Here is a 21,949-nt window from a genome sequence, read left to right as displayed (position 1 = left end):
GCTTCTACGGCTCTGCGAATATCCACTTAAATTTCAGTATTTTCTGAATATATTTCAGGGCAATTCCCGGGAAGTATTCGGCCAAATACATCATTTGGTCTTTTCGTCAAAACGCATAATTCAGTTACTACGCTTAGGGTCTGACTTCAGGAAGACCTGTCTTCTTACGGCCATCCGGTCATCTATCCAACCTGGACTGGTCAGATAATCAAGTCTTTAAGGCTGTCTCCGGGCAGCTGCATGATACATCAATGGTTGTAGGTCCAGTGTGTAGTCTTCCCACAGGATCTTGCTTTCCTCAATAAACTTGCGGAGACGGCGACTCACCTATGTAAAACCTGAATTGGCCATATAGCACTCCAGTTATCTAAACTACCCCTTTTAAATTTAAGTTGTTCACCCAGATTATTAAGCCTTGCTCCACTATTAATCTGTTTCGGCTCGATAGGAGTAACCGCAATTTGAGCAGTTCGTGACAATTCTCTCTAGCTTCACCACCTAATGCATCATTGTTTGAAACTAATTTTAATATGAACCTGTTAATGTATAATGCAATATACATGCCAATTTACTGGATTATTAAGTTTAATACTGTATCTGCAAGTTATTTAGATAAAAGGCTATTATTATTTTTTTTGAAAAACCTGGTTAACCCTAAGCCTGCCATCTCCTTGTCCTTATGCCCTGACCATGGACGGTCGAGTGTCCCTGTAGCTATGCCTCGAACATGGATGTTCGAGGTTAATGCACCGCCATGGATGGCAAGATACCGTGATGGCGAACAGTGACCTTCCATGAATTATGTAACGAAACTTATACTTTCTGACTAGAATAAAGAAAAGAACATCCTACTCGGATGTTCTTATAGAATCAACTCTACTAAACTGTTTCATTAAAACGGTTTGCGCTCAATAATTTTAATTAATTGCTGAAACCATCTTCCCTATTCATATGTCTGCGCTTTTTAAGGATGTAATCTCCTCAACTGTTGTGTTTTCAGTACACATCTCCTGCAATCAATAAAGGACAATGAACAGGTCGTTTAACGTTCTACAATCATGGCGATCCCTTGACCTCCACCGATACACAGTGTGGCTAATCCACGATGGGCATTTTTGCGTTTCATTTCGTGCAATAAAGTTACTAGGATACGAGTTCCAGAAGCACCCACAGGATGACCGATAGCAATTGCTCCACCGTTTACATTCGTCTTCGCCATATCAAGTTGCAACTCTTTAGCAACTCTTAAAGTTTGAGATGCAAATGCCTCATTGGCTTCCACAAGATCAATATCTTCAATTTTCAGTCCCGCTTTTTCTAATGCCTTACGGCTAGCCGGGATGGGGCCAGTTCCCATAATTAAGGGATCTACACCTGCTGAACCCCATGATGTGATGGTCGCAAGAGGGGTTAAGCCCAGTTCCACTGCCTTCTCCTTAGCCATAACGACGACAGCAGCAGCCCCGTCATTGATTCCCGAAGCATTCCCGGCAGTGACGGTTCCATCTTTTTTGAAAGCGCCTTTTAACTTAGCGAGGGCTTCATAGGTTGCACCAAAACGTGGAAATTCGTCCTGCGAGATAACAAGGGGATCGCCTTTGCGTTGGGGAATGGACACGGATACAATTTCCTCATCAAATTTTCCGGCTTTAATAGCCTCCTCCGTGCGATTTTGACTGGAGACCGCATAGTGATCTTGTTCGTCACGGGAAATACCAAACTGTTCTGCGATGTTTTCAGCGGTTATGCCCATATGAATATTGTTCATAGCATCTGTTAATCCATCGATAATCATGGTATCAATAAAGCTGCTGTTACCCATCCGATACCCTGTACGTGCTTTAGGAAGAGCATAAGGCGCTAAGGACATGCTCTCCATCCCGCCTGCAATAACAATATCAGCGTCCTCGGAGATAATGGCCTGGGCAGCACAAACAACAGATTTAATTCCTGATCCGCATACTTTATTAAGTGTCCATGAAGGAACTTCCTGTGGAATTCCAGCTTTAATAGACGCTTGGCGAGCGGGATTTTGTCCTAGCCCACCTTGCAACACGTTGCCCATAATAACCTCATCAACCTGATCAGCTGTAATACCAGCTCTTTTCATCGATTCCTTGATGGCAATTGCACCTAACTCAGCAGCCGATGTCTGCCCTAGAGCACCTAAAAATGAACCCACGGGTGTACGAACAGCACTTACGATAACAACTTCTCTCATTTAATAATCAACTCCTTTATAATGTTCGACTTGAGTTTGGATATTTCCTCGATTTACCGAAAATGTAATTAACACCCTTTGAAATCAGGCTTACGTCGTTCTAAAAAGGCTGAGCAACCCTCTTTTTGATCGATTGTGCTGAACGTGAGGCCGAAAACCTCTGCTTCGTAGGCTTGTCCGCTGTCAATATCTATGTTCTTTCCACGCTGGATAGCGCTTTTACTTAGCTGTACTGCTGCGGGGGCACGCCCAGCAATACGGTTGGCAAGCTTTAGGGCTTCTTCTATAAGGGTTTCTAATGGATAGACATGATTTACCAAGCCGATGCGATAAGCCTCTTGGGCATCAATAATGTCCCCTGTAAATAGCAATTCGCTAGCCCGTCCGGCACCGACAAGGCGAGGTAAACGCTGAGTGCCTGCAAACCCCGCCGTGATTCCCAGGGTTACTTCCGGTTGACCAAATTTTGCGGTTTCACTTGCTAAACGGATATCACAGGCCATGGCTAACTCGCATCCACCTCCCAAGGCGAATCCATTAACTGCGGCGATCACCGGTTGAGACAGAAGTTCAAGCTTACGAAAAGTTGCTTGACCTAGTTGAGCGAAACGTCTGCCTTCTAGAACCTTAAGCTCTTTCATCTGAGCTATGTCTGCTCCCGCAACAAAGGCCTTCTCTCCACTGCCTGTGATTATCACCACTTTGACACTGGAATTCTTCTCTAGCTCATCAAGCACAGAAGAAAGTTCCATCAGCGTGTCTGCATTCAAGGCATTTAAGGCTTTAGGCCGGTTAATAGTTAAAACGGCGACAGCACCGTTTTGTTCTATGATAAGATTATTATACTCCATGGTTTGTCCTCCTCGTTATACTGAGTTTCATGACTAAATACCATTGATTAATTTCAGAGATATTATCTTTAAACAAGATTAACGATGCCTATTATTAAGTCTGGTAATTATAAAAACCACGTCCGGATTTTCGTCCAAGCCAGCCTGCTTTGACGTATTTACGGAGTAACGGGCAAGGGCGATATTTATCACCCAGACCTTCATGAAGAACTTCCATAATGGATAAGACGGTGTCCAGACCGATTAGATCCGCTAACGCTAATGGACCCATGGGGTGATTCATCCCTAACTTCATAACATTATCGATCGCTTCCACCGTAGCTATGCCCTCATTGAGTGTACAGACGGCTTCATTGAGCATTGGGATTAAGACACGGTTGGCAATAAATCCGGGGGCATCATTGACTTCCACTGGTGTTTTGCCCATTTTCTCACTTAAGGTTTCTATCGTTTTATAGACTTCGTCGCTGGTGGCCAAGCCACGAATAACTTCGACAAGCTTCATAACCGGAACCGGGTTCATAAAGTGCATTCCAATCACTCGATCCGGACGTTTGGTAAAGGCTGCTATCTCAGTGATGGGTAATGAGGATGTATTGGTCGAAAGTATCGTGTGTTCAGGGCAAATGACGTCAAGCTGAGAAAACACTTGGGCTTTAATGGCCATATTTTCCACAGCGGCTTCGATAACTAAGTCAGCGGCTACCGCATCTTGCAGAGAGGTTGATTTAGTAATAAGACCAATCATGACCTCTTTCTCTTCAGCAGTAAGTTTTCCTTTTTCAACACTGCGACTAAGGTTTTTCTGGATGATGCCGAAACCCCGTTCAACAAATTCATCCTTAATGTCATTTAAAATAACAGAGTAGCCTGCTTGGGCAGCAACTTGAGCGATTCCGCCCCCCATCTGACCAGCCCCTATAACCATAATTGTTTTCATACTTACCCCTCCATTTTCATTTATTCTAAGTCCTGATCCAAGTACTCAAGCTTTGGCCTTCAATAATTTCTTTCCTCATTCCGGACTACAGATTATAGTTTAATGCCTCAAGCCCTTGCTCTGCAAGGGCTTGAAATCGATCTTCGCCAGCTGTGGTTTCTATTAGCGGACTTACCGATTGGGTTGATAACCCAGTTCGATTCCTGCGATAATCTGCATATGAATGTTGGAAGTCCCTTCCAGAGTTTCAAACTGCTTGGCATCGCGGAGCCATCTTCCACAAGGATATTCAGTTGAATAACCATAGGAGCCATAAATTTTCATAGCCATGTTGGCACCATGAACGGCTGCTGTACAACCGAATAACTTAGCCATCGAAGTTGCTTGCTGACTGGGCAAATTATTATCCTTTAACCAGGCAGCATGATAAACGAGGTATTTTGCTGCTTCATCTTCTAGTTTCATTTCAGCAATTTGTGCTTGGATCATTTGATACTTTCCAATGGGCTTTCCAAACTGAGTACGCTCATTAGCATATTGAACTGCACCTTCCAAGCAAGCTGCTGAGAGCGCTGCTGAACCAGTGGCACAACCCATACGAGTGTTGTTCAACATCCACATACATATTTGAAAACCTTTATTTAGCGGACCTAAAAGATTTTCCTTCGGAATCACAGCGTTTTCAAAAACCAGTTCCGAAGTCGGTGCAGGCCACATGCCGACTTTCGAGAGGATTGGGATTCTGGTAACACCAGGGGTTTTATTGTAATCAACGATAAAACAGGATAGTCCTTTAGCACCCGCGCCTTTTTCAGTAACGGCATAGAGTAGCCCGACATCACAACTGTGTCCTCCGGAAATCCACATTTTGGATCCATTCAGCAACCAGTGATCCCCTTTGTCTTCGGCAAAAGTCTTCATACTGGCCACATCGGAACCAGTATTAGCTTCGGTTATAGCAAAGCTACCTACAAATGAACCATCTACCAGCCCTGGGATATACTTTTGCTTTTGCTCTTCAGTACCATACTGATTTATCGTCATAGCAGGCCCCCAGCAGTTGCCGCTGATTGCCAGTCTCCAAGAAGTATGAACCTTGCCTATTTCATATAGAGCTAGAACGCCCTCCATCCAACCCATGCCATTTCCGCCGTACTCCTCTGGTATACTCCAACCCAACAGACCTAAATCACCCAATTTGCTCAGTATCTCTCTGCGGTAGTAGTGGTTTTCTTCATCCTCTTCGACAAAAGGAGCTATTTCCTTTTGAGCAAAGTTACGAGCCATATCTTGTATCATTTGCTGATCTTCCGTTAATCCGAAATCCATTATTTCCTCACTCCCTAGTTATTATTTATTTCACTTTAGTTATGCAATTTCCAGACGTAACGCAGTAATTATTATTATATGATAATGTTTCTTACTACATCCACCTCCGCCTATTTGTTATTTGCGTTTGCCTTATAACTTTTTCATAAACATCCATAAAGACACCTGCGTCACTGCGTCCCAATGATTTAGTAAACAAGTACAGTCCTGTTTCTACATAAAATAATGCAATAATTGTGCCAAATATGATTAACCTCATTAGATATTCGATAAATCCCCTTGCCTATGTGGAAATTCAATATTTATTATTGATTTTCTTTGGTTGAAATTCAAAATCTATTCTGTAAATTGTATGGTTAAGTGGACATCTTTTTCCGGTTTTACGAACACATTTGCTTCAATGTTACAGACTTGACAGTTTGACGCAAGCGTAAGAAGGTGATATTTTAATTTCAATTACTATGCGCAGCCAAGAAGGAGGATCTAGTTTTTATGGTACATAAATCTATTGGCAAAGAGGTTTGCTCACGACATAAGCACTTTAGCCTGCTAGGCAAGGAAATATATTATTATCGGGAGTTAACTTCAACCAACAGTATTGCAAGACAAATGGCCATATCCGGCGCTACCGATGGCAGCGTAGTTATGAGCAGATCCCAGTCCTCCGGCCATGGCAGAATGCAACGCCAGTGGCACTGCCCACCTGGTAAGGGACTTTTGTTGTCCATGATTTTGAGACCCCAAATCAGCGTGCAATTTGTACCTCAACTTACCCTATTAACCGCAGTGGTTGTTGCTGAAACTATAAAAATAGTTACCGGCTGTGCAGCTGGAATCAAATGGCCTAACGATATTTTCATAAACGGCAAAAAAGTCTGCGGCATACTTGCCGAGAGCAATTTTTCCAAATCCAATTTTGAGTACGTAATCATAGGCCTAGGGATAAATGTGAATTTGGAAACCATTCATCTCCCATCCGATTGCCAGGAAACCAGCACTTCACTAAGCATAGAACTGGGCCAAAACGTTTCTCGCTTTAAACTGCTTAAACAGTTTATTATTAGCTGGGACGAACATTTCCAGGGCTTTGTAAGAGCTGGGCATCCTTATCTTCGCAACAAGTGGATTAAGAACAATGTCACCTTAGGAAGAAACGTAACTGTTAACAAAGGAAACTATTCCATCCACGGATCAGCCGAAGATGTCAGTGAAAAGGGAGGACTCATAGTGCGTTTATCAGATGGATCGCTGCAGGAATTCCTGGCTGAAGATGTTAGTATAAGAAGAAGATTTTAATTGTCTTCCCTAATAGAAGGTAAATACGACCTTAGTAACAGTTGCAGAAAATACATTTTACAATACTGGATTCTATAGTATAATTTAATTATTCAGAAGAATATGACTGTAAAATTTAAGTATTCTGAAAAGGCAACGGGAGGAGAATAGCATAATGGTGGTTCCTGAAAACTTAAACTACACTTCATGGCTAACCGTTAAGCAGATGATGAATAAACATTTTATTGTTATTCATCCAAGTGATTCTCTGCGAACTGTAGTCCAATATTACCAGGATTCTAGGCTGGATACTCTTCCAGTCGTTGATACAGACGAGAAGTTAATTGGGGTCTTTCCCAAAAAAAGGTTATATAAGGCACTGCTGGATGGTTCGTGCCTCGATGATCCTTGCACTCCTTACATAGTTAATGAACCAATTTCTGTACCATGCGACCTGTGCTATGATGAAATATCAATGGTGGTGCGCTCCAGCCAAAGCCTGGTTGATTATGTAGTTGTTGTTGATCAACAAGGTTCGCCAGTTGGAATGATTGGAACGGCAGAATATCTTAGGGGAAGTCAGAAATTGATTATGACATCTAACGTTCTGCTTGAGTCTATCTTCAACGCAAATTATGAAGGCATCATTGTTATTGACAATAACGGGAAAATATTGCGGATCAATCCTGTCGCTGAAACGATGTTCGGACTAAACTCTGCCGAGATCAAGGGTTTACACTTGGAATTTGTGTTGCCTGATCTTAAGATATTCAGTAATCGCAGCCGGGGAATAAAGCAGATAATACAGACCCTTCCAGTCATTGTTAGCCAAATGCCGATTATTGCAGATGATGTTCAGATTGGCACAAAAATTGCTTTTATTGATATCTCGGATATGGAAGAAATGGCCCGAGAACTGGAAATCGTTAAAGACTTGCAGACCAGTCTTGACGGAGTCCTTAATGCTTCTTCTGACGGTGTTTTTGTTTCAGATATCTCAGGTTCTGTAAAATATGTTAATGAAAGTGGATGCCGACTCATTGCTGACAATGCTGAAGCAATGATTGGAATGCCTATCAAAAAACTTTTAACAAGCGGGGTTCCCGCTGAGGTAAGTAAAAACGGCATTGCCGAAGTAGAAATATGCTGTATTAACGATAGAAACTGCATTGTTTCACATATACCCATTAACGAGGTTATTTATGATGAAACTCAGACCGTAGGTGTCGTTAGTACTGTCTATCTTGATGATAACAGACTCACTGAAGAAATAGCCCGAAAATGGCTCTCTTTAAGACAACAAGTCCAATATTATCGCGATGAACTTGAGAAGCGCGGAAATAGCTTTGATAATCTGGTATCCAAAAACTCCGGCTTTATTAAAATGAAAAAGGACGCCCATCGGATTGCTCGCAGCAGTTCAACAGTTCTACTAACCGGTGAAAGTGGAGTAGGTAAAGGCATGTTTGCTCATGCCATCCACGCCGCCAGTCCCCGAGCAAATCAACCATTTGTTAAAGTTAATTGTGCTGCCATTCCAGAATCTCTCTTAGAATCCGAACTCTTTGGCTACGCCCCTGGTTCTTTTACAGGGGCCTCCCGAAAAGGTAAAATCGGGTATTTTACCCAAGCCCATGAGGGAACTGTTTTCCTCGATGAAATTGGAGATATGCCTCTGTCTATACAAGTTAAGATATTACAGGTTTTACAGGATAAAGAATTTATGCGAGTGGGTGGAGTCAGGACTCAGAAGGTGGACGTTCGAATTATAGCCGCCACAAATAAGGATTTGCGAGAAGCGATAAATAAAGGAGCTTTTCGAGAAGATCTTTTTTATCGTCTAAATGTAATTCAGTTTAATTTGCCTCCACTTCGGGAACGTTCCGAAGACATATTGCCTTTGACTCAGGTTTTCATTCAAAAATACAATGAAATTTTAGGATCCAATGTTGTTGGCATAACACAAGCCGCCAAAGATGCTTTACTAATTCACTCTTGGCCCGGGAATATCCGGGAACTTGAAAATACCATTGAGAGAGCTGCAAATTACGTTTTGGAGGGCGAAATCGATATAGAACACCTCTCTGCCCAGATCTTTCAATTCGGCCAGCAACCCTATGAACCATCCTCCTATCGCTCAATATTAAGCGATGTTGATAAGGAAATGCTTTTGGTAGCTCTAAAAAAGGCTAAGGGCAATAAGAGTGCCGCCGCCCGCCTCCTTAAAATGAGCCGATCCGCATTTTATGAAAAGCTAGGCAAATATAATCTATCTTAAATGGTAAAACGCCAAAAACATCCCGATATTATGGGACGTTTTTGGCGTTTTATTCATACTAACCTCCATAGACCCCACGCTAATCATTGTTTTCATCCTATCTACCAATAATAGGATGATCCGCTATTAATCAATAATCACTGTGGGATGAGACCAGCTCATCACAATATCTTAAACTGCTTCACCAGTTCGGCCATCTTAACCGCTTCTTCGGCCAACTGAGCTGCCGCATTATTGACTTCCATTACGGATTTACTGGTGTGCTCGATACTACTGGCGATTTCCTGGGATCCAGCGGCGCTTTCAGTGATGGTCGTAGCAATTGATTCCATCGCTTTACTGATTTCTTCGACTGAAGCCAAAACTTGTGCAGATGTTTTGGCCGTATCATGAGATAAATTTAAGAATTGCTTAGCATCCTGTTGGTACTGCTTACTGACCCCAATCATTAAATCATACCCTTCGGTAACGTCTTTGTTGATAAATTCAAGCAGGCCCTCAGAGTTAGTAATTAAGTCGTTAATCGCCAACTTGACCTTCCCTGTGAAGTCATAGATGTTCTTAACCGTGTCAGAGGATTCCGCTGCCAATTTCCGGACTTCGTCAGCAACTACTGCAAATCCTTTGCCCTGCTCACCTGCACGGGCCGCTTCAATAGCAGCATTTAGTGCCAGAAGATTGGTCTGTTCGGCAATTCCTGAAATAGAATCCGTTAGAATGACAATTTCCTCGACTATCGCGGCTTCCTCAATAGCTTTAAGGACTTTTCCTTTTATGTCTCCATAGATGTTATTGGTGTTATCCTTATCTGTCTGAATCCTCTTAGCGAGTACTATAGCGCGCTCGTCGCTCTCTTTGGCTTGTTGGGCTCCTGACCGGGCTTCGGCAACCACTATCGAAACCGATGCGGACATCTCCTGACTAGAAGCGGATACTTCTTCCGTTGAAGCAGAAACTGTCTGGAGACCAATGGAGATCTGATGGGTGGATGCCGACACTTGCTGCACGGTTACTGTTGCCGATTGGGTAGCCAAGTTCATGGCCTGAGTTGATTTCAGCAGGTGCTGGGAAGTATCCCTCAGTTGACCAAGTATGTCATTAAAGTTCGTTAATATCTTGTAAAAACCTCTGGTCAGAGCTCCGATTTCATCGCCCCTGACCATAGAGGAATCCTCTACCTTAATGCTGAAGTCACCCTCAGCAATCCGGTCGCAGTATTCTGCAACTAGCATAATTGGGCGACCAAGATAACGTCCCACAATCAAACCGACCAGTATGCAGAGAATAATAAAAACCAGGGTAATTAAGATCGATCCATTACGCAGGGATTTTAGGGCCGCCAGGGCTTCTTCCTCCGGTTGGACCACCCCTATCGACCAGGTAGTCCCTGGAACTGATGCATAGCCAACCAACTCTCTAACCCCATTGTATACATAACTGCCACAGCCATTCTGACCAGTTGTCATTTTCTTTTCAATTTCCGCAAGGGAGGCCAATGCCGGGTCTTCCTTCGCGGCTTCCATAGTGTTTACCATCGACTTAACCTGTTCTTCGTTGGGGTGGGCGATGGTTAACCCTGTACTGCTAATCATATACCCGTAACCCTTTTCCCCTATCTTTATTACAGAAGCGATTTTACTTAATGCTGTATTGTCTGACCTACCTGTCAAGACGCCCACAACGTTTCCCTGGTCGTCTTTAATTGGGACTGCCGCCATGATAACAATCGATTTGTCTACATTACTGACTGTTGGGTCGGAAACGGAGGATCTTCCAGACATAGCATCCTTATAATACTGTCGTTGAGAGACGTCAGCAGTTCGGCCGTCAGACTGCTGTAATTTACCTTCAGGGGTAACGATCCCTAAAGCCTGAAAGCCCATTTCATTAGCTTCAGGTTGAAGTATCGGCAGTTGCCTCCGCCAGTCCATGCTGGTGATATGATCGATTCTAGATAGGGCCTCCATAGGTTGAAGCATTGCTTTAATACTGATTTTCACTTCTTCTGCTGCGTCTGCTGCTTTCATTGACAATGTGTTGTTTACTGCTTCTGTTAATGCTTTTGTCGACGAACGATAAGCCATAAAACTCAAAGCAGAACAAGTGACCAGTGACAAAACAAAAAACATAATCATAATCTGGGTACCGATTTTAAATTTCTGCAAAACGGAAAATTTCAAAGTAAAATTCGCCTCCTAGTAAATTCTTAACATCGTATATTTTTATAATTTCTTTGACTGCGAGAAGTTTACATAAATCGTTTAACACCTGAAGCTTATCTTTTGTAGTTGAGTCAATTTCACAATTTTTGCTTGCGGAGGTTAGTCTTCAGAATTTGGCTAATATCTTTTTTGGCTTGTGGTCTTAACCAAGCTGGTTTTATTCTTTCTTCACCTCCTGAAATATTCATTTTCTTGCCAATATTCTTGTCAACTTTTAATGCAATCTACATGCCAATAATCAATCTGTAGATTAGGAATGCTTTAAGCAAAAATATAGAGTATAAAATCAACAAATTATTTGCTGATTTTATACTCTATATTTATCGCTTCAAAGAAGATTCCCGTTTTTTGTAAATTGGTATTCCTTTTCTGCTTCGGTGACGAAAGCCTCCAGTGGAGGGTTTGGCCGAGCCGCCTTCCCAATAGGAAAACACTAAGCGGCGAAGGAGGCAGAGTCCATCTAGAGCGCAAATGTATTCGTCTGCGGATATGCGCTTTGGCATAAGCCTATCCTCAGCACAATAGTATTCGTTATTCATATACAACCACTATCAATAATATGAGAATCGCCGCTACTAAGCAATAATCCCTCCGAGATAAGACCAGCTCTCGAAGGTAGGTGCGGTGGCCTTGCTGATATCCTCGGGCTTCCATGGCATCCACCAGCTCATCGCAACGGCGAAAAACATTTATGGCCAAAGGCACTGCCAGATAACGAATCGCCCTAATCTTCCCACTCAAATGTCGAGGATTGAAATTAGCGCCTCGAGCCAATTGAGCTTGGCTGACACAATTCATTTCATCTAGTAACGTGGGCATAAACCTTAAGGCCAAAGATAGTAACATAGCTATATCATGAGACGATATTCCGATAATTCTAATGGGCCGCAGCAGTCGTTCCATCCCCATAGTAATTTCAGATTGAGTAGCAGTCATGGTCAAGATAGATGCCGCCACCACCAGCAGCAGAAACTTCCAAACCTGTAGAATCCCGAAGTTCAACCCCTCGTAACTGATTTGCACCGGACCAATAGGAAACGCTGGAATCGGGCGCCCGGGCGTAAAAAATATATAAAGCAAAAATAGACAAAAAAAGAAAGGCAGTACTGGTCGCAAAGTTTTTAGCACCGATCCCCAAGATAGACGAGCAAGCAGCGTGATGGCCAAGGCCATGGCACTGGCTGCTATGAGACCAACAAAATTTACGTGTAGAATTATTATACTAAGAGCTATCACTGCAATAAGTTTAACCCGGGGGTCCAGTCTATGAACGGGTGATTCTTGATAAACATATTGTCCGAGCTTATACATGTTCATCCGCCTTTTGGGGCAAATAGGCCTTACTTGAACTCCTCAGTCTCGCCAGGAGGGCAGTTATTTCCTCAACCGCATCCTCAATTGTAAAAATACTGGTACTCAGATCTTCTCCCCCCTTCTTCAGTTGCCACATCAATTCGGAGATATGAGGTGGGGCTAGGCCCAGCGTCTTAAGCCACTCCACCCTGCTCAATATTTCGCCCGGGTTTCCATCAGCAATCAATTTGCCCTGATCCATCACCAGCACCCGCTCCGCTAAGGCGGCCTCCTCCATGCTGTGGGTCACATGTATTATGCCCAGCCCCTGGCAGTTCAATTTTTTCAGTAAGGTAAGTACCCTCTTTTTGCCTTCAGGATCAAGAGAGGCGGTAGGCTCGTCGAGTACAATAATTTTCGGTTCCATGGCCAGCAGACCAGCCAAAGCCAGAAGTTGTTTCTGTCCACCAGAAAGGGTATGAGGAGGGCGGGTTCGCAGCCCTGTCATGCCAACCATGTCGAGGGCCCGTTCTACTCTCCTGCATACTTCCACCGACGATAACCTGAGATTACCAGGACCAAAGGCCACATCTTCTTCCACGCTCATACCTACGATCTGATTATCGGCATTCTGAAAAGCCATACCCACCCTGCGCCGAATTTCTAGAAGGCTTTTCGAGTCGCGAGTATTTAACTCATCAACCTGAACTTCACCGACAGAAGGAATTAGTAAGCCATTTAAATGCCGAATAAGGGTAGTCTTGCCACAACCGTTGGAGCCGATAAGAGCAATATACTCACCTTCAGCTATATGTAGATTAAGGTCTTCGAGGACCGGTGAGTCACCCTTTTCATAAGCATAAGTCAGATTATGAACCCTGATCATATTTTTAATGGTCCCCCTAGATTTGAATTTTATTACGTAATTTAAGGGCGATCAAGGTCGCCGCCACCAGCTTGAGCAGGTCACCAATCAAAAAAGGAGCTACACCTGCGAGTAGTGCTTTTGGTATGGATAAGTGCGCCACTAGTGATAGCTGTGCGACTCCCAAGGTATAAATCACCAAATTACCCACGATCAGAGACAGACTTATCCACGCAAAGCCAGGTGCCTTCCTGACTTCCACAATTTTTCCGATAATGTAAGCTGCTACAATAAATCCGATAAGGTATCCACCCGTGGGGCCCATTAGCGTCCCAAGACCAGCTTTACCACCAGCAAAGACTGGCAGCCCAATTACACCCAAAAGGACATAGACAATCTGACTCAATGCACCCGTGTATCCACCCAAAAGGACACCGGCTAAGCCTGTAAAAAGAGTTTGCAGAGTAATGGGCAGTGGTTGCAGGGGGATGACTATTAAGGAACCGATAGCAGTCAAGGCTCCAAACATGGCGGCATAGACCATACGCCGCAAGGAATTTTGAGTTTTAATCATCTGTTTTTATCTCCCTCTTCCTATTTTTAATTCTACAGATAAGATTCTTAGAAGCTCTAGCATTCCGTTATCATGTACCCGTTAAAACGAGAGGGGACTTGCGACAGGAAACCTTCCCTGTCGCAAGTCCCCTTAAACTCTTTCAAGTCTTTAGTTCCGGGCAACGGTGCATCTGAAATTATTATAATATTTTCCAATCGTATTGTCAACCAAATATTCTTTATTAAGTTGACAATACTTCTGTCGAAATTACAAGGGCAAAATTGTTATCTCCCCAGAAATTATAGTGTGGACAACGCCCGACTGGTCACGAAGCAGGAGAAATCCATTATCATCTATATCGACAGCCTTACCCATGAGGAAGCCATTGATCATGTCCAACCTTAGTTCTTGCCCGATTACCACTGACAGGCTTTTGCCCTTTTGAAGGATTCCCTCAAAACTACCTGCCAGTAAATCGAAATAACGGCTTTCCAAGCGTGCAAGTAGACCTTGCAGTACCTTGACTCGGGAAACGGGGCGTGCATCTTCGACATGGGCGGAGGTAGCAATAGTACGAAAGTCACTAGGAAAGTCCTGAAGCTCATTGTTTATATTCAGTCCTATACCAACCACGATGTATTCGATGCCATCCATGTCGGTTACTACTTCTGACAGTATACCAGCTACTTTCTTGCCCTTTATTAATATGTCATTAGGCCACTTAATACGGGCTGACAAGTTTAATTCCTCTTCCAAGCTTTCCGCCACTGCCACTGCAGTTAAGAGAGAAATTCTCGAAATTTCTTTTAAAGGCAAGATCGGTCGCAGAATTACCGACATATATATCCCCTTACCACTCGGCGAGTACCAACTCCGTCCGCGGCGTCCCCTACCCGCCGTCTGCATATCCGCCACTACAACTGTGCCCTCTGGGTATCCCGCAGATGCAAGGGCTCGGGCTCGGGTATTAGTCGAATCAATTTCTTGGTAATATAAATAGTTGGTCTGACCAAACACTTCACAAGTTAGTCTGGGGCACACTTCTTCAGGCGACAGGATATCTGGAGGAGAACTAAGCCTGTATCCCTTTTTAGGGGATGAGTCCACTTCATATCCCTCGGCTAGTAGAGCTTTGATCTGATTCCAGACCGTTGTCCGAGAAACATTGAGGCTTTCACTCAACGTTTCTCCTGAAAGCCATTCTCCAGCTTTCTCCTTTAACGCCTGCAACACTGCCTCACGCAAAGTCATTATTAACATCCCCTTAAATTGTATAAAAGTGACAGAGGGAAGTCACTTGTCCCCTTGTCACTTCCATCACACAGTACCGCTGATGTGTTAACGAACCATTTGATAGACCATAAATGTAGCGGTACCTATGGCCAGTTTTTTGCCTGCATCATCCTTAATCTCACCTTGGGCAACCACAATTTTTTTGCCTTTTTGAATAACCATGCCTTCACCCCAGAGAGTGCCTTCGCTTATTGGACGCAAATAGTTTATTTTAATTTCCACAGTCGAAGCGCCTTCTCCAGGGTCTAATTGTTGGTTGACCGCCACAGCAATAGCTGAATCGATCAAAGCTGCAATAACCCCTCCATGCAGATTTCCATAAAACTGTTTCAAGTTCTCATTGACCGGTAATTGTATTCGAGTTTTTCCATCAACACCAACAACAGTTGTCATGCCAATATGTTTCCAGAAGTTACCTGATTCCAGGTCGGCAACTTGCACCACTATGTATCATCTCCTAATATAACTTTTTAAATTCATATAACAGTCTCTAGCATTATCATCTTGACTATGATTCTGGCCTGCTTTGCTTGTGACACCTCTATCATTACTATGAACACTTCACAGTAGGGTATATCTTACAAATACTCCATTTGGGTCAGTCCATCTCTTGCATTAAAGATACTTTAAACAAATAATTCAGGTTCGCTTCGAGAAGCAAACTCAATTTCCAACTCATATTTATGTCTTAAATAATCTTCATTATCATAAAATTTTGCTTGAGAAGGACATTTTTTAATACAAGCACCACATTTAATACAAATTCCATTTAATTTAGAAACATCTTCATAATCAATGGAGCCCATAGGACAGACATCAACGCAAAGTTTACAATCAGTACAACTACTATTTGTTTTTGGAGCAACCTTTCTAATGTCAACAGGGCTGCCATCTTTATTTTTAGGCATATAATATTTTCGATAAGGCGTATTTCCCTTTACATTAACAATTATAAAATCATCTTCATTTGTTATTTTTGCATATATTTGATTAGCAAAATAACATGCTATTGACATATCTTTTTCATCGGGTCTATCTTTGGCCAGAATTTTCGAAAATGAGTGTTCCCCAATAAACGCACCAGCGGCAATAACTTTAAAACCGTTAAGTTCCAGGATATCTTTTAGTTCTATTAATGCATCGTCATAATTTCTGTTTCCATATACAACTACAGGAATGGCTAATGCATTATTACCACTAATAGAGTTTAAATATTTTAATAGTACATTAGGAACTCTTCCCGCATAGACTGGAACTCCTAAAATAACGATATCTTCTTTTGTAAAAGACACTGGTTCTTCTCTAACACCAGGCAGAGTAAAATCAATATTATTTACAGTTCTTCCCTTGCCAAGGTTCTCTGATATTTTCTCTGCAATTGTGGATACTATTCTTTTAGTAGTATCCGTGGCACTAAAATACATGGCATTAATTTTCTTAACCATAACTTGACCTCCTCTTTCATTAACCTCCATGGTTATTTTTCAATTTCTGCAGCTTTCGTACTACCGTGGACTGATTAACGCCTAAAGCCTCAGCAGCTTTAACTGTAGTTCCGTGAAGTTTCATAGCTAAACTGAGAAGTTGTTGTTCTAAATCAATAATGGCTTCCTTAAGTGGAACAACTCCGGTCACTGTGACTGTCTTAAGAGGGCTCTGTTCCTTTTCATAAAGTACCTCATCGACTTCTTCGGCAGAGATAACCTTTTCATTTGCTGTAACTGCCAGCCTCTCAACCACATTCGCCATCTCTCGAACATTTCCCAGCCAAGGATAATCTAATATTAACTGAACAGCTTCCGGAGAAAAAACCTTCTCAAACCCATGACGCTTATTATTTTGCTCTAGGTTAAAAAGAACAAGGGGAATAAGGTCCTCTTTCCGCTCTCTTAGAGCAGGAACTTTAATGGGCACGATATTTAGAGTATAGAAAAGATCTGAGCGAAAGAGTCCTTTTTCAACTAACTTTTTTAAAGGTTTCTCCGTGCCCGACAAAATTCTAATATCTATGGATTTCCTATCCTTTTCACCGGTTGCCTGCAACATCTTATCTTGAAGAACACGCACAAGACGCCCTTGTAAGTTTAGGGGCATGTTACCTATATTCTCTAAGTAAACACTCCCTTGGTTAGCTAATTCTAACCCCCCTGGTTTTCCGATATTTCTGCCATTAAAGGTCCCTTCACCAAATAGCTCAATTTCCAAAAGATGTTCTGGAACTGAACCACAATTAATTTTGTAAAAAGGCCCTTTGCTTCGTTTGCTTTGGAAATGTATCGATCTGGCAATTTCCTCCTTTCCTACCCCTTGTTCTCCGACTAGTACCACCGGCGAGTCGACTTGACTTACCCTATACGCCAGATCCAAAACATTGTTCATGATAATGGAACAGTATCTCAATTCAGTACCGATTTCTTTATGATTCCGCATCAAAGCGATCTGCGACTCATATTTTTCAGAAAGTTGTTTACTCTCTTCAAGTGCTTCCCGCAAAAATTCTAACTCAGTCATATCTCTTATATTAATAACAATCTTTACAATTTCCTCTTCTTCACTAAAGACCGGGTTAGCTGTGATAACCAGTGAATGTTTAGTAAAAGGCCTTTCTAAGATACTGATAAAGCCGCCCTGTTTCTTAACTAACTGTATGATGTTGTTTTTAAAGATGCCTTTATCCACAAGCTCTTTAAAGGGTCTTCCCACTAACCTTTCCCATGGAGCTTCTAGTATCCTCCCCACTGCAGGATTGCAGCGAAGAATATCACCCTGTCCGTTACAAATGATTAGCCCATCATAAGAGGAGGCAATAATTGTCTGGAGTTCTTCATTGAGTTGCTTTACACTTTGCAGTTCCTGTAAAACCTTTTCTATCTCAGAAACATCTTGGAAAACTCCTACAGCTCCTACTACTTCTCCATCTTTCATAATTGGTGTCCGATTGGAGATATACAGTCTGCGACCCACTTGAAATTTCGCCCCATATTCAGGTATTCCGTTACGAAGGACCTCCAGGAGGCCTGTAGGGATAATAATATCGTTTAAAAAACGTCCGACAGCTTCCTCTTTAGTTGTACGGGTTGGTTTTTCTGCCGCTGGGTTGAGGGATGTAATAATTCCCTGTTTATTGATCGATAAAATACCATTATGCGCCGAGTTAAAGACCGCCTCTAGCTCTTGACTGCGTGATCGAACCTCCAGAAAATACCCTTGTAATAAGGAATATTTAGATACTATGCCAATAAGTTCTTCCATGTTATTTAACACCGGGTATATATCAAAAGGTAAATTCCAAACATCCTCTAATAACGCATCTTCATTTAAGGGGAGGAAGCGATTCGTAAGGTAATCTGCGGCCTTATCTCCGGCAACATAGTTTTCTATACCTTTTTCTATAATCTGGTTTTTAGTGACCATACCTAGCAGATAACCTTGTTCATTAAGAAAGGGCAAGCCAGCAACTTCTTTTTCTATCATTATAGTCATCGCGTCCCCGATAGTATGATAGTTATAGAGACATATGGAAAGTCGTGACATTACTTGCCCCACACTCAACAAACTATTTCCCTCCAACCTAGATGAATTTATTGGCCGGTAAAAATCGGTTTACGCTTTTCAATAATGGCATTTAATCCCTCTTTATGATCGGACATCTCGGATACAATAGCCATTTGTGAAGAAATCAGATCTAAAGCTGTCCGCAAATCGTTAGTTCGTTGTGCCGAATAAACTGCCCGCTTAATCATTTGAACGCATACCGGAGGAGAGTCGGCAATTTTTCTTGCCAACTCTAAAGTGGCCTGTTCTAATTCCAGAGCAGGAACCACTTTGTTAATCATACCTATTTCTTTAGCCTCATGAGCAGAAATATAATCTCCCGTCCATAAGATTTCTAAAGCTTTTGCAATTCCAACTAAACGCGGTAAATAGAAAGCACCACCATCACCAGGCACGATTCCTGCTTTCACATAACCTGCAGAAAGTTGAACATCTTCTGCGGCTACCCTAATATCGCACATTAACGCCATATCAAGGCCTGCCCCTATTGCGATTCCATTAATACCACAAATAACAGGCTTATCCATCATTTCTAAAGTTAGAGCAATTTTATGAATATGGTTTGTCAAAGCTCGTTTACGGTCAATGGCTTTATCACCCCAGGCTTCACTCTGATCATCACAGCCGACAAATCCTTTTCCTTTTAACATAGCTTCAACGTCACCGCCGGTTGAAAAAGCCTTGCCCTTGGCAGTCACTACGATAACCCTTATATTAGGATCTTCTTGAGCATCCTGTAGTGCTTCAGCCCATTTTCGAATCATTGGTAAGGAAAAGGCATTATATTTCTCTGGTCTGTTCAGGATGATCCTTGCCAAAAAGCCATCTTTTTGATAAAGCAAATGGTTATTGTTGTCCTCTTGAGGGGTTTTTATGAACTTCAAACATTCTCGTCTTGCCATCGCTTTACACTCCTCAATATTTTTTTGCTCTATAGAATATTATGCTAAATTGCATTATTAAGCAATTTGGCATATCCAAGATAGCTTAATCGCTATTAATTACTTGATATCTCTGATATCAAGTAATTTCTTTGCATTTAGAATACCCAAGCGATCCCTTGCGTTTATGCATATTAAGTAGCTTCCTACCCCTTAGGATATACCACTTCAATATAATTTACAATATTTTCGATGCCCATTCGCAGAAATTTTTCACAATTCAAATTACTTCCGTGGTAGCCATTTATCCACAGGAATTTAATTTTCTATCCATAATGGTGTTTCATGAAGCTCAACAAATACTGGGACACTCGGCCGTCATGGTGCCCTGCTATATCCTTGCGGCGCTCCATTCTAGAACGTCCTATTCGGGCCATGGAAAGCCTATCTCTGCAACGCAACAATGGTTACCGCCTTAGCCGAACCTCTTCGTATAAAGCCTATTTATAGAATCATAAAATTTCTGTATACGTTGTACATTGTTGCTTAGAAATGTGTACTGAAAACACAACAGTTATCAGTTTTTCTTACCTAAAACGGTTAATATGTATTAAATTGGTAAGTTGTTTCAAGATAAATAAAAAATAAAGCGTAAAATTATCAAAATTATCAGATTAGTTAGAAATTACATTTAAATTTGATTTTTAATTACTATCTAATACCTAGAAGGTGCATTACACCAAAAAATAAAATTTAACAAAATATTTATAATAATCAAAATATCTACTATAATAGTAATTAATGATTGATATAATGTTAACTTAATTAGAAATGTTAAGGGCCAACTCAAAATACTAATTTAGGCTGGCATAAATTTTGCATTAATACAGAATATTCCTAAGAATAAATAATTTAGCTTCAGGAGGTGAAGGGCAATAAGGTAAGCTCAGGTTTAGATCATAAAACTACATAATATGAGGAGGAGTATTGATGAGTCCTGCTATAATAGCTCTGATTATTTTAGGCATAGTTGTTTTCTTTTATGTTACAGAATGGCTTCCAATTGCTGTAACTACAGTATTGGGCTGTCTGGCCTTGGTTTGGCTGCAGGTTGCTAAATTTAGTGTAGCCTTCTCGGGATTTGCCGCAGATACACTTTGGTTGGTTATCGGTATGGTTATGGTTGGTGCAGCCTTGTTTGAAACTGGCCTGGCTAATGAAATGGGTCGTAGTATCATTAAATTCATTGGCGCATCAGAGAAGAAAATTATCTTAATTGTTTATCCTCTGGCCATGCTTATGTCCGCTTTTCTGAACAACACTTCAACCACAGCAACGTTTACGCCTATAATTCAAGCAATTTCCGCTAAATCAAATGGTCTGGTTAGCTCCAAAAAATTGCTCATGCCCCTTGCTTTCGCGGCTACCACTGGTGGTATGTTAACACTAGTAGGTTCTACTCCACCCGTAATCGTTCATGGCTTAATGATCAGTTTAAAACTACCTACGTTTGGCTTTTTTGAATGGGGCTATGTCGGTCTGCCTGTATGTGTTGCGCTTATTCTTTACACCATGACGATAGGTCAAACCTTGGCTAAGAAGATGTGGAAAAACGAAATAGAAGAGGAAGCTAAAGCTCAGATAGATGTAGTCATTGAACATGTAGAACGTCCAAAAAACAAGATGTGGCTGGCAGGAGGAGTTTTAGCTTTTTGTATTCTTGGATTTATATTACAGCCTCAATTTGAAACTAACAAGTCGTTTAGCTTCACTCTTGGCACTGTCGCTATTACAGGTGCTATGTTAACCGTTGTTCTCCGCACTATGTCAATTAAGAGATTGTATGAATTAACTGACTGGAATACCTTCTTCGTTTTAGGGGGGGCTATCGGTTTTGCTGCCGGATTAGATAAGAGCGGCGCTGGAAAATTAATTGCAGATACCGCTATTTACTATGTTGGAGATCAAAGTCCATTCGTTATCTTTGCTACCTTCTGTTTGGTAGGGGTTCTCTTAACCCAGATGATGTCTAATACTGCTACAACTGCTATGATGGCTCCTATTGGTATATTTGTTGCTAATGGTATGGGATTTAGCCCACTGCCATTGTTGATGGGGCTGGCCACAGTTTGTGCTGCAGCTTATATGACTCCCGTTGGCACTCCGCCTAACACAATTGTACTAGGACCAGGTAACTACAAATTTACAGATTACATGAAAATGGGAGGTATTTTTCAAGTCGTTAGTTTTATCATAATAATTCTGGTTGTACCGATGATCTGGCCTTTATAAAAGTAAAATTAAAAATCGAGCATATAAACTAGGTAGCTAGGTAAACAAACCGGGATAGTTAAGTTTGTTTACCTAGCTCTAATAAGACGAACGTACAC

16 protein-coding genes are annotated in these 21,949 nt (G+C 41.8%); 3 read left to right on the top strand and 13 right to left on the bottom strand.

Annotated elements, in window-relative coordinates; translation table 11 throughout:
• Window positions 1-1,042 precede the first annotated feature (1,042 nt).
• The 4 genes from LJE72_RS16655 to LJE72_RS16640 all read right to left on the bottom strand — a co-directional run bounded on the left by LJE72_RS16655 (window position 1,043) and on the right by LJE72_RS16640 (window position 5,341).
• Window positions 1,043-2,221: an acetyl-CoA C-acetyltransferase gene (locus LJE72_RS16655; RefSeq protein ID WP_229248969.1), complete on the bottom strand. Its 1,179-nt coding sequence runs from the start codon at window positions 2,219-2,221 to the stop codon at window positions 1,043-1,045.
• A 68-nt stretch (window positions 2,222-2,289) separates the two neighbouring features.
• On the bottom strand, window positions 2,290-3,072 hold the full coding sequence (locus LJE72_RS16650; RefSeq protein WP_229248967.1) for a short-chain-enoyl-CoA hydratase: 783 nt from the start codon (window positions 3,070-3,072) through the stop codon (window positions 2,290-2,292).
• Between the two features lie 94 nt (window positions 3,073-3,166).
• On the bottom strand, window positions 3,167-4,012 hold the full coding sequence (locus LJE72_RS16645) for a 3-hydroxybutyryl-CoA dehydrogenase (protein ID WP_229248965.1): 846 nt from the start codon (window positions 4,010-4,012) through the stop codon (window positions 3,167-3,169).
• 171 nt (window positions 4,013-4,183) lie between these two features.
• A complete protein-coding gene (locus LJE72_RS16640; protein WP_229248963.1) occupies window positions 4,184-5,341 on the bottom strand; it encodes an acyl-CoA dehydrogenase family protein in 1,158 nt (385 codons plus the stop codon).
• 492 nt (window positions 5,342-5,833) lie between these two features.
• Between LJE72_RS16640 and LJE72_RS16635 the strand changes: the two genes are divergently transcribed.
• On the top strand, window positions 5,834-6,637 hold the full coding sequence (locus tag LJE72_RS16635) for a biotin--[acetyl-CoA-carboxylase] ligase (RefSeq protein WP_229248962.1): 804 nt from the start codon (window positions 5,834-5,836) through the stop codon (window positions 6,635-6,637).
• 154 nt (window positions 6,638-6,791) lie between these two features.
• Window positions 6,792-8,894, top strand: a complete 2,103-nt coding sequence (locus tag LJE72_RS16630) for a sigma 54-interacting transcriptional regulator (protein WP_229248959.1) — start codon at window positions 6,792-6,794, stop codon at window positions 8,892-8,894.
• A gap of 161 nt (window positions 8,895-9,055) precedes the next feature.
• Here LJE72_RS16630 and LJE72_RS16625 read toward each other — a convergent pair whose 3' ends face one another.
• The 9 genes from LJE72_RS16625 to LJE72_RS16585 all read right to left on the bottom strand — a co-directional run bounded on the left by LJE72_RS16625 (window position 9,056) and on the right by LJE72_RS16585 (window position 19,580).
• The gene (locus tag LJE72_RS16625; protein ID WP_229248957.1) at window positions 9,056-11,074 is read right to left on the bottom strand and encodes a methyl-accepting chemotaxis protein; all 2,019 of its coding nucleotides are present in this window, start codon (window positions 11,072-11,074) and stop codon (window positions 9,056-9,058) included.
• A gap of 573 nt (window positions 11,075-11,647) precedes the next feature.
• The gene (locus tag LJE72_RS16620; RefSeq protein ID WP_229248956.1) at window positions 11,648-12,427 is read right to left on the bottom strand and encodes an energy-coupling factor transporter transmembrane component T family protein; all 780 of its coding nucleotides are present in this window, start codon (window positions 12,425-12,427) and stop codon (window positions 11,648-11,650) included.
• Window positions 12,420-13,295: an energy-coupling factor transporter ATPase gene (locus LJE72_RS16615; RefSeq protein ID WP_229248954.1), complete on the bottom strand. Its 876-nt coding sequence runs from the start codon at window positions 13,293-13,295 to the stop codon at window positions 12,420-12,422. The genes LJE72_RS16620 and LJE72_RS16615 overlap by 8 nt, the downstream gene beginning before the upstream one ends.
• Before the next feature lie 16 nt (window positions 13,296-13,311).
• Window positions 13,312-13,848: a biotin transporter BioY gene (locus LJE72_RS16610; RefSeq protein ID WP_229248953.1), complete on the bottom strand. Its 537-nt coding sequence runs from the start codon at window positions 13,846-13,848 to the stop codon at window positions 13,312-13,314.
• Between the two features lie 249 nt (window positions 13,849-14,097).
• The gene (locus tag LJE72_RS16605) at window positions 14,098-15,081 is read right to left on the bottom strand and encodes a biotin--[acetyl-CoA-carboxylase] ligase (protein ID WP_229248952.1); all 984 of its coding nucleotides are present in this window, start codon (window positions 15,079-15,081) and stop codon (window positions 14,098-14,100) included.
• Between the two features lie 87 nt (window positions 15,082-15,168).
• Window positions 15,169-15,567, bottom strand: coding sequence for a PaaI family thioesterase (locus LJE72_RS16600; RefSeq protein WP_229248951.1), 399 nt, complete (start codon window positions 15,565-15,567; stop codon window positions 15,169-15,171).
• A 182-nt stretch (window positions 15,568-15,749) separates the two neighbouring features.
• Window positions 15,750-16,568, bottom strand: a complete 819-nt coding sequence (locus tag LJE72_RS16595; protein WP_229248950.1) for an EFR1 family ferrodoxin — start codon at window positions 16,566-16,568, stop codon at window positions 15,750-15,752.
• Window positions 16,569-16,587: 19 nt separating this feature from the next.
• Window positions 16,588-18,669: a sigma-54-dependent Fis family transcriptional regulator gene (locus LJE72_RS16590; protein ID WP_229249002.1), complete on the bottom strand. Its 2,082-nt coding sequence runs from the start codon at window positions 18,667-18,669 to the stop codon at window positions 16,588-16,590.
• A 35-nt stretch (window positions 18,670-18,704) separates the two neighbouring features.
• On the bottom strand, window positions 18,705-19,580 hold the full coding sequence (locus LJE72_RS16585; protein ID WP_229248949.1) for an enoyl-CoA hydratase/isomerase family protein: 876 nt from the start codon (window positions 19,578-19,580) through the stop codon (window positions 18,705-18,707).
• 969 nt (window positions 19,581-20,549) lie between these two features.
• On the opposite strand from LJE72_RS16585, the gene LJE72_RS16580 reads away from it, so the two are divergent.
• Entirely contained in the window at window positions 20,550-21,851 is a 1,302-nt protein-coding gene (locus LJE72_RS16580; protein ID WP_229248948.1) for an SLC13 family permease, read from the top strand.
• Window positions 21,852-21,949: the final 98 nt, after the last annotated feature.

The sequence above is a fragment of the Desulfosporosinus shakirovi genome (assembly GCF_020595055.1).
GTDB classification, from domain to species: Bacteria; Bacillota; Desulfitobacteriia; order Desulfitobacteriales; family Desulfitobacteriaceae; genus Desulfosporosinus; species Desulfosporosinus shakirovi.
This window is presented reverse-complemented; position numbering and strand designations above follow the sequence as displayed.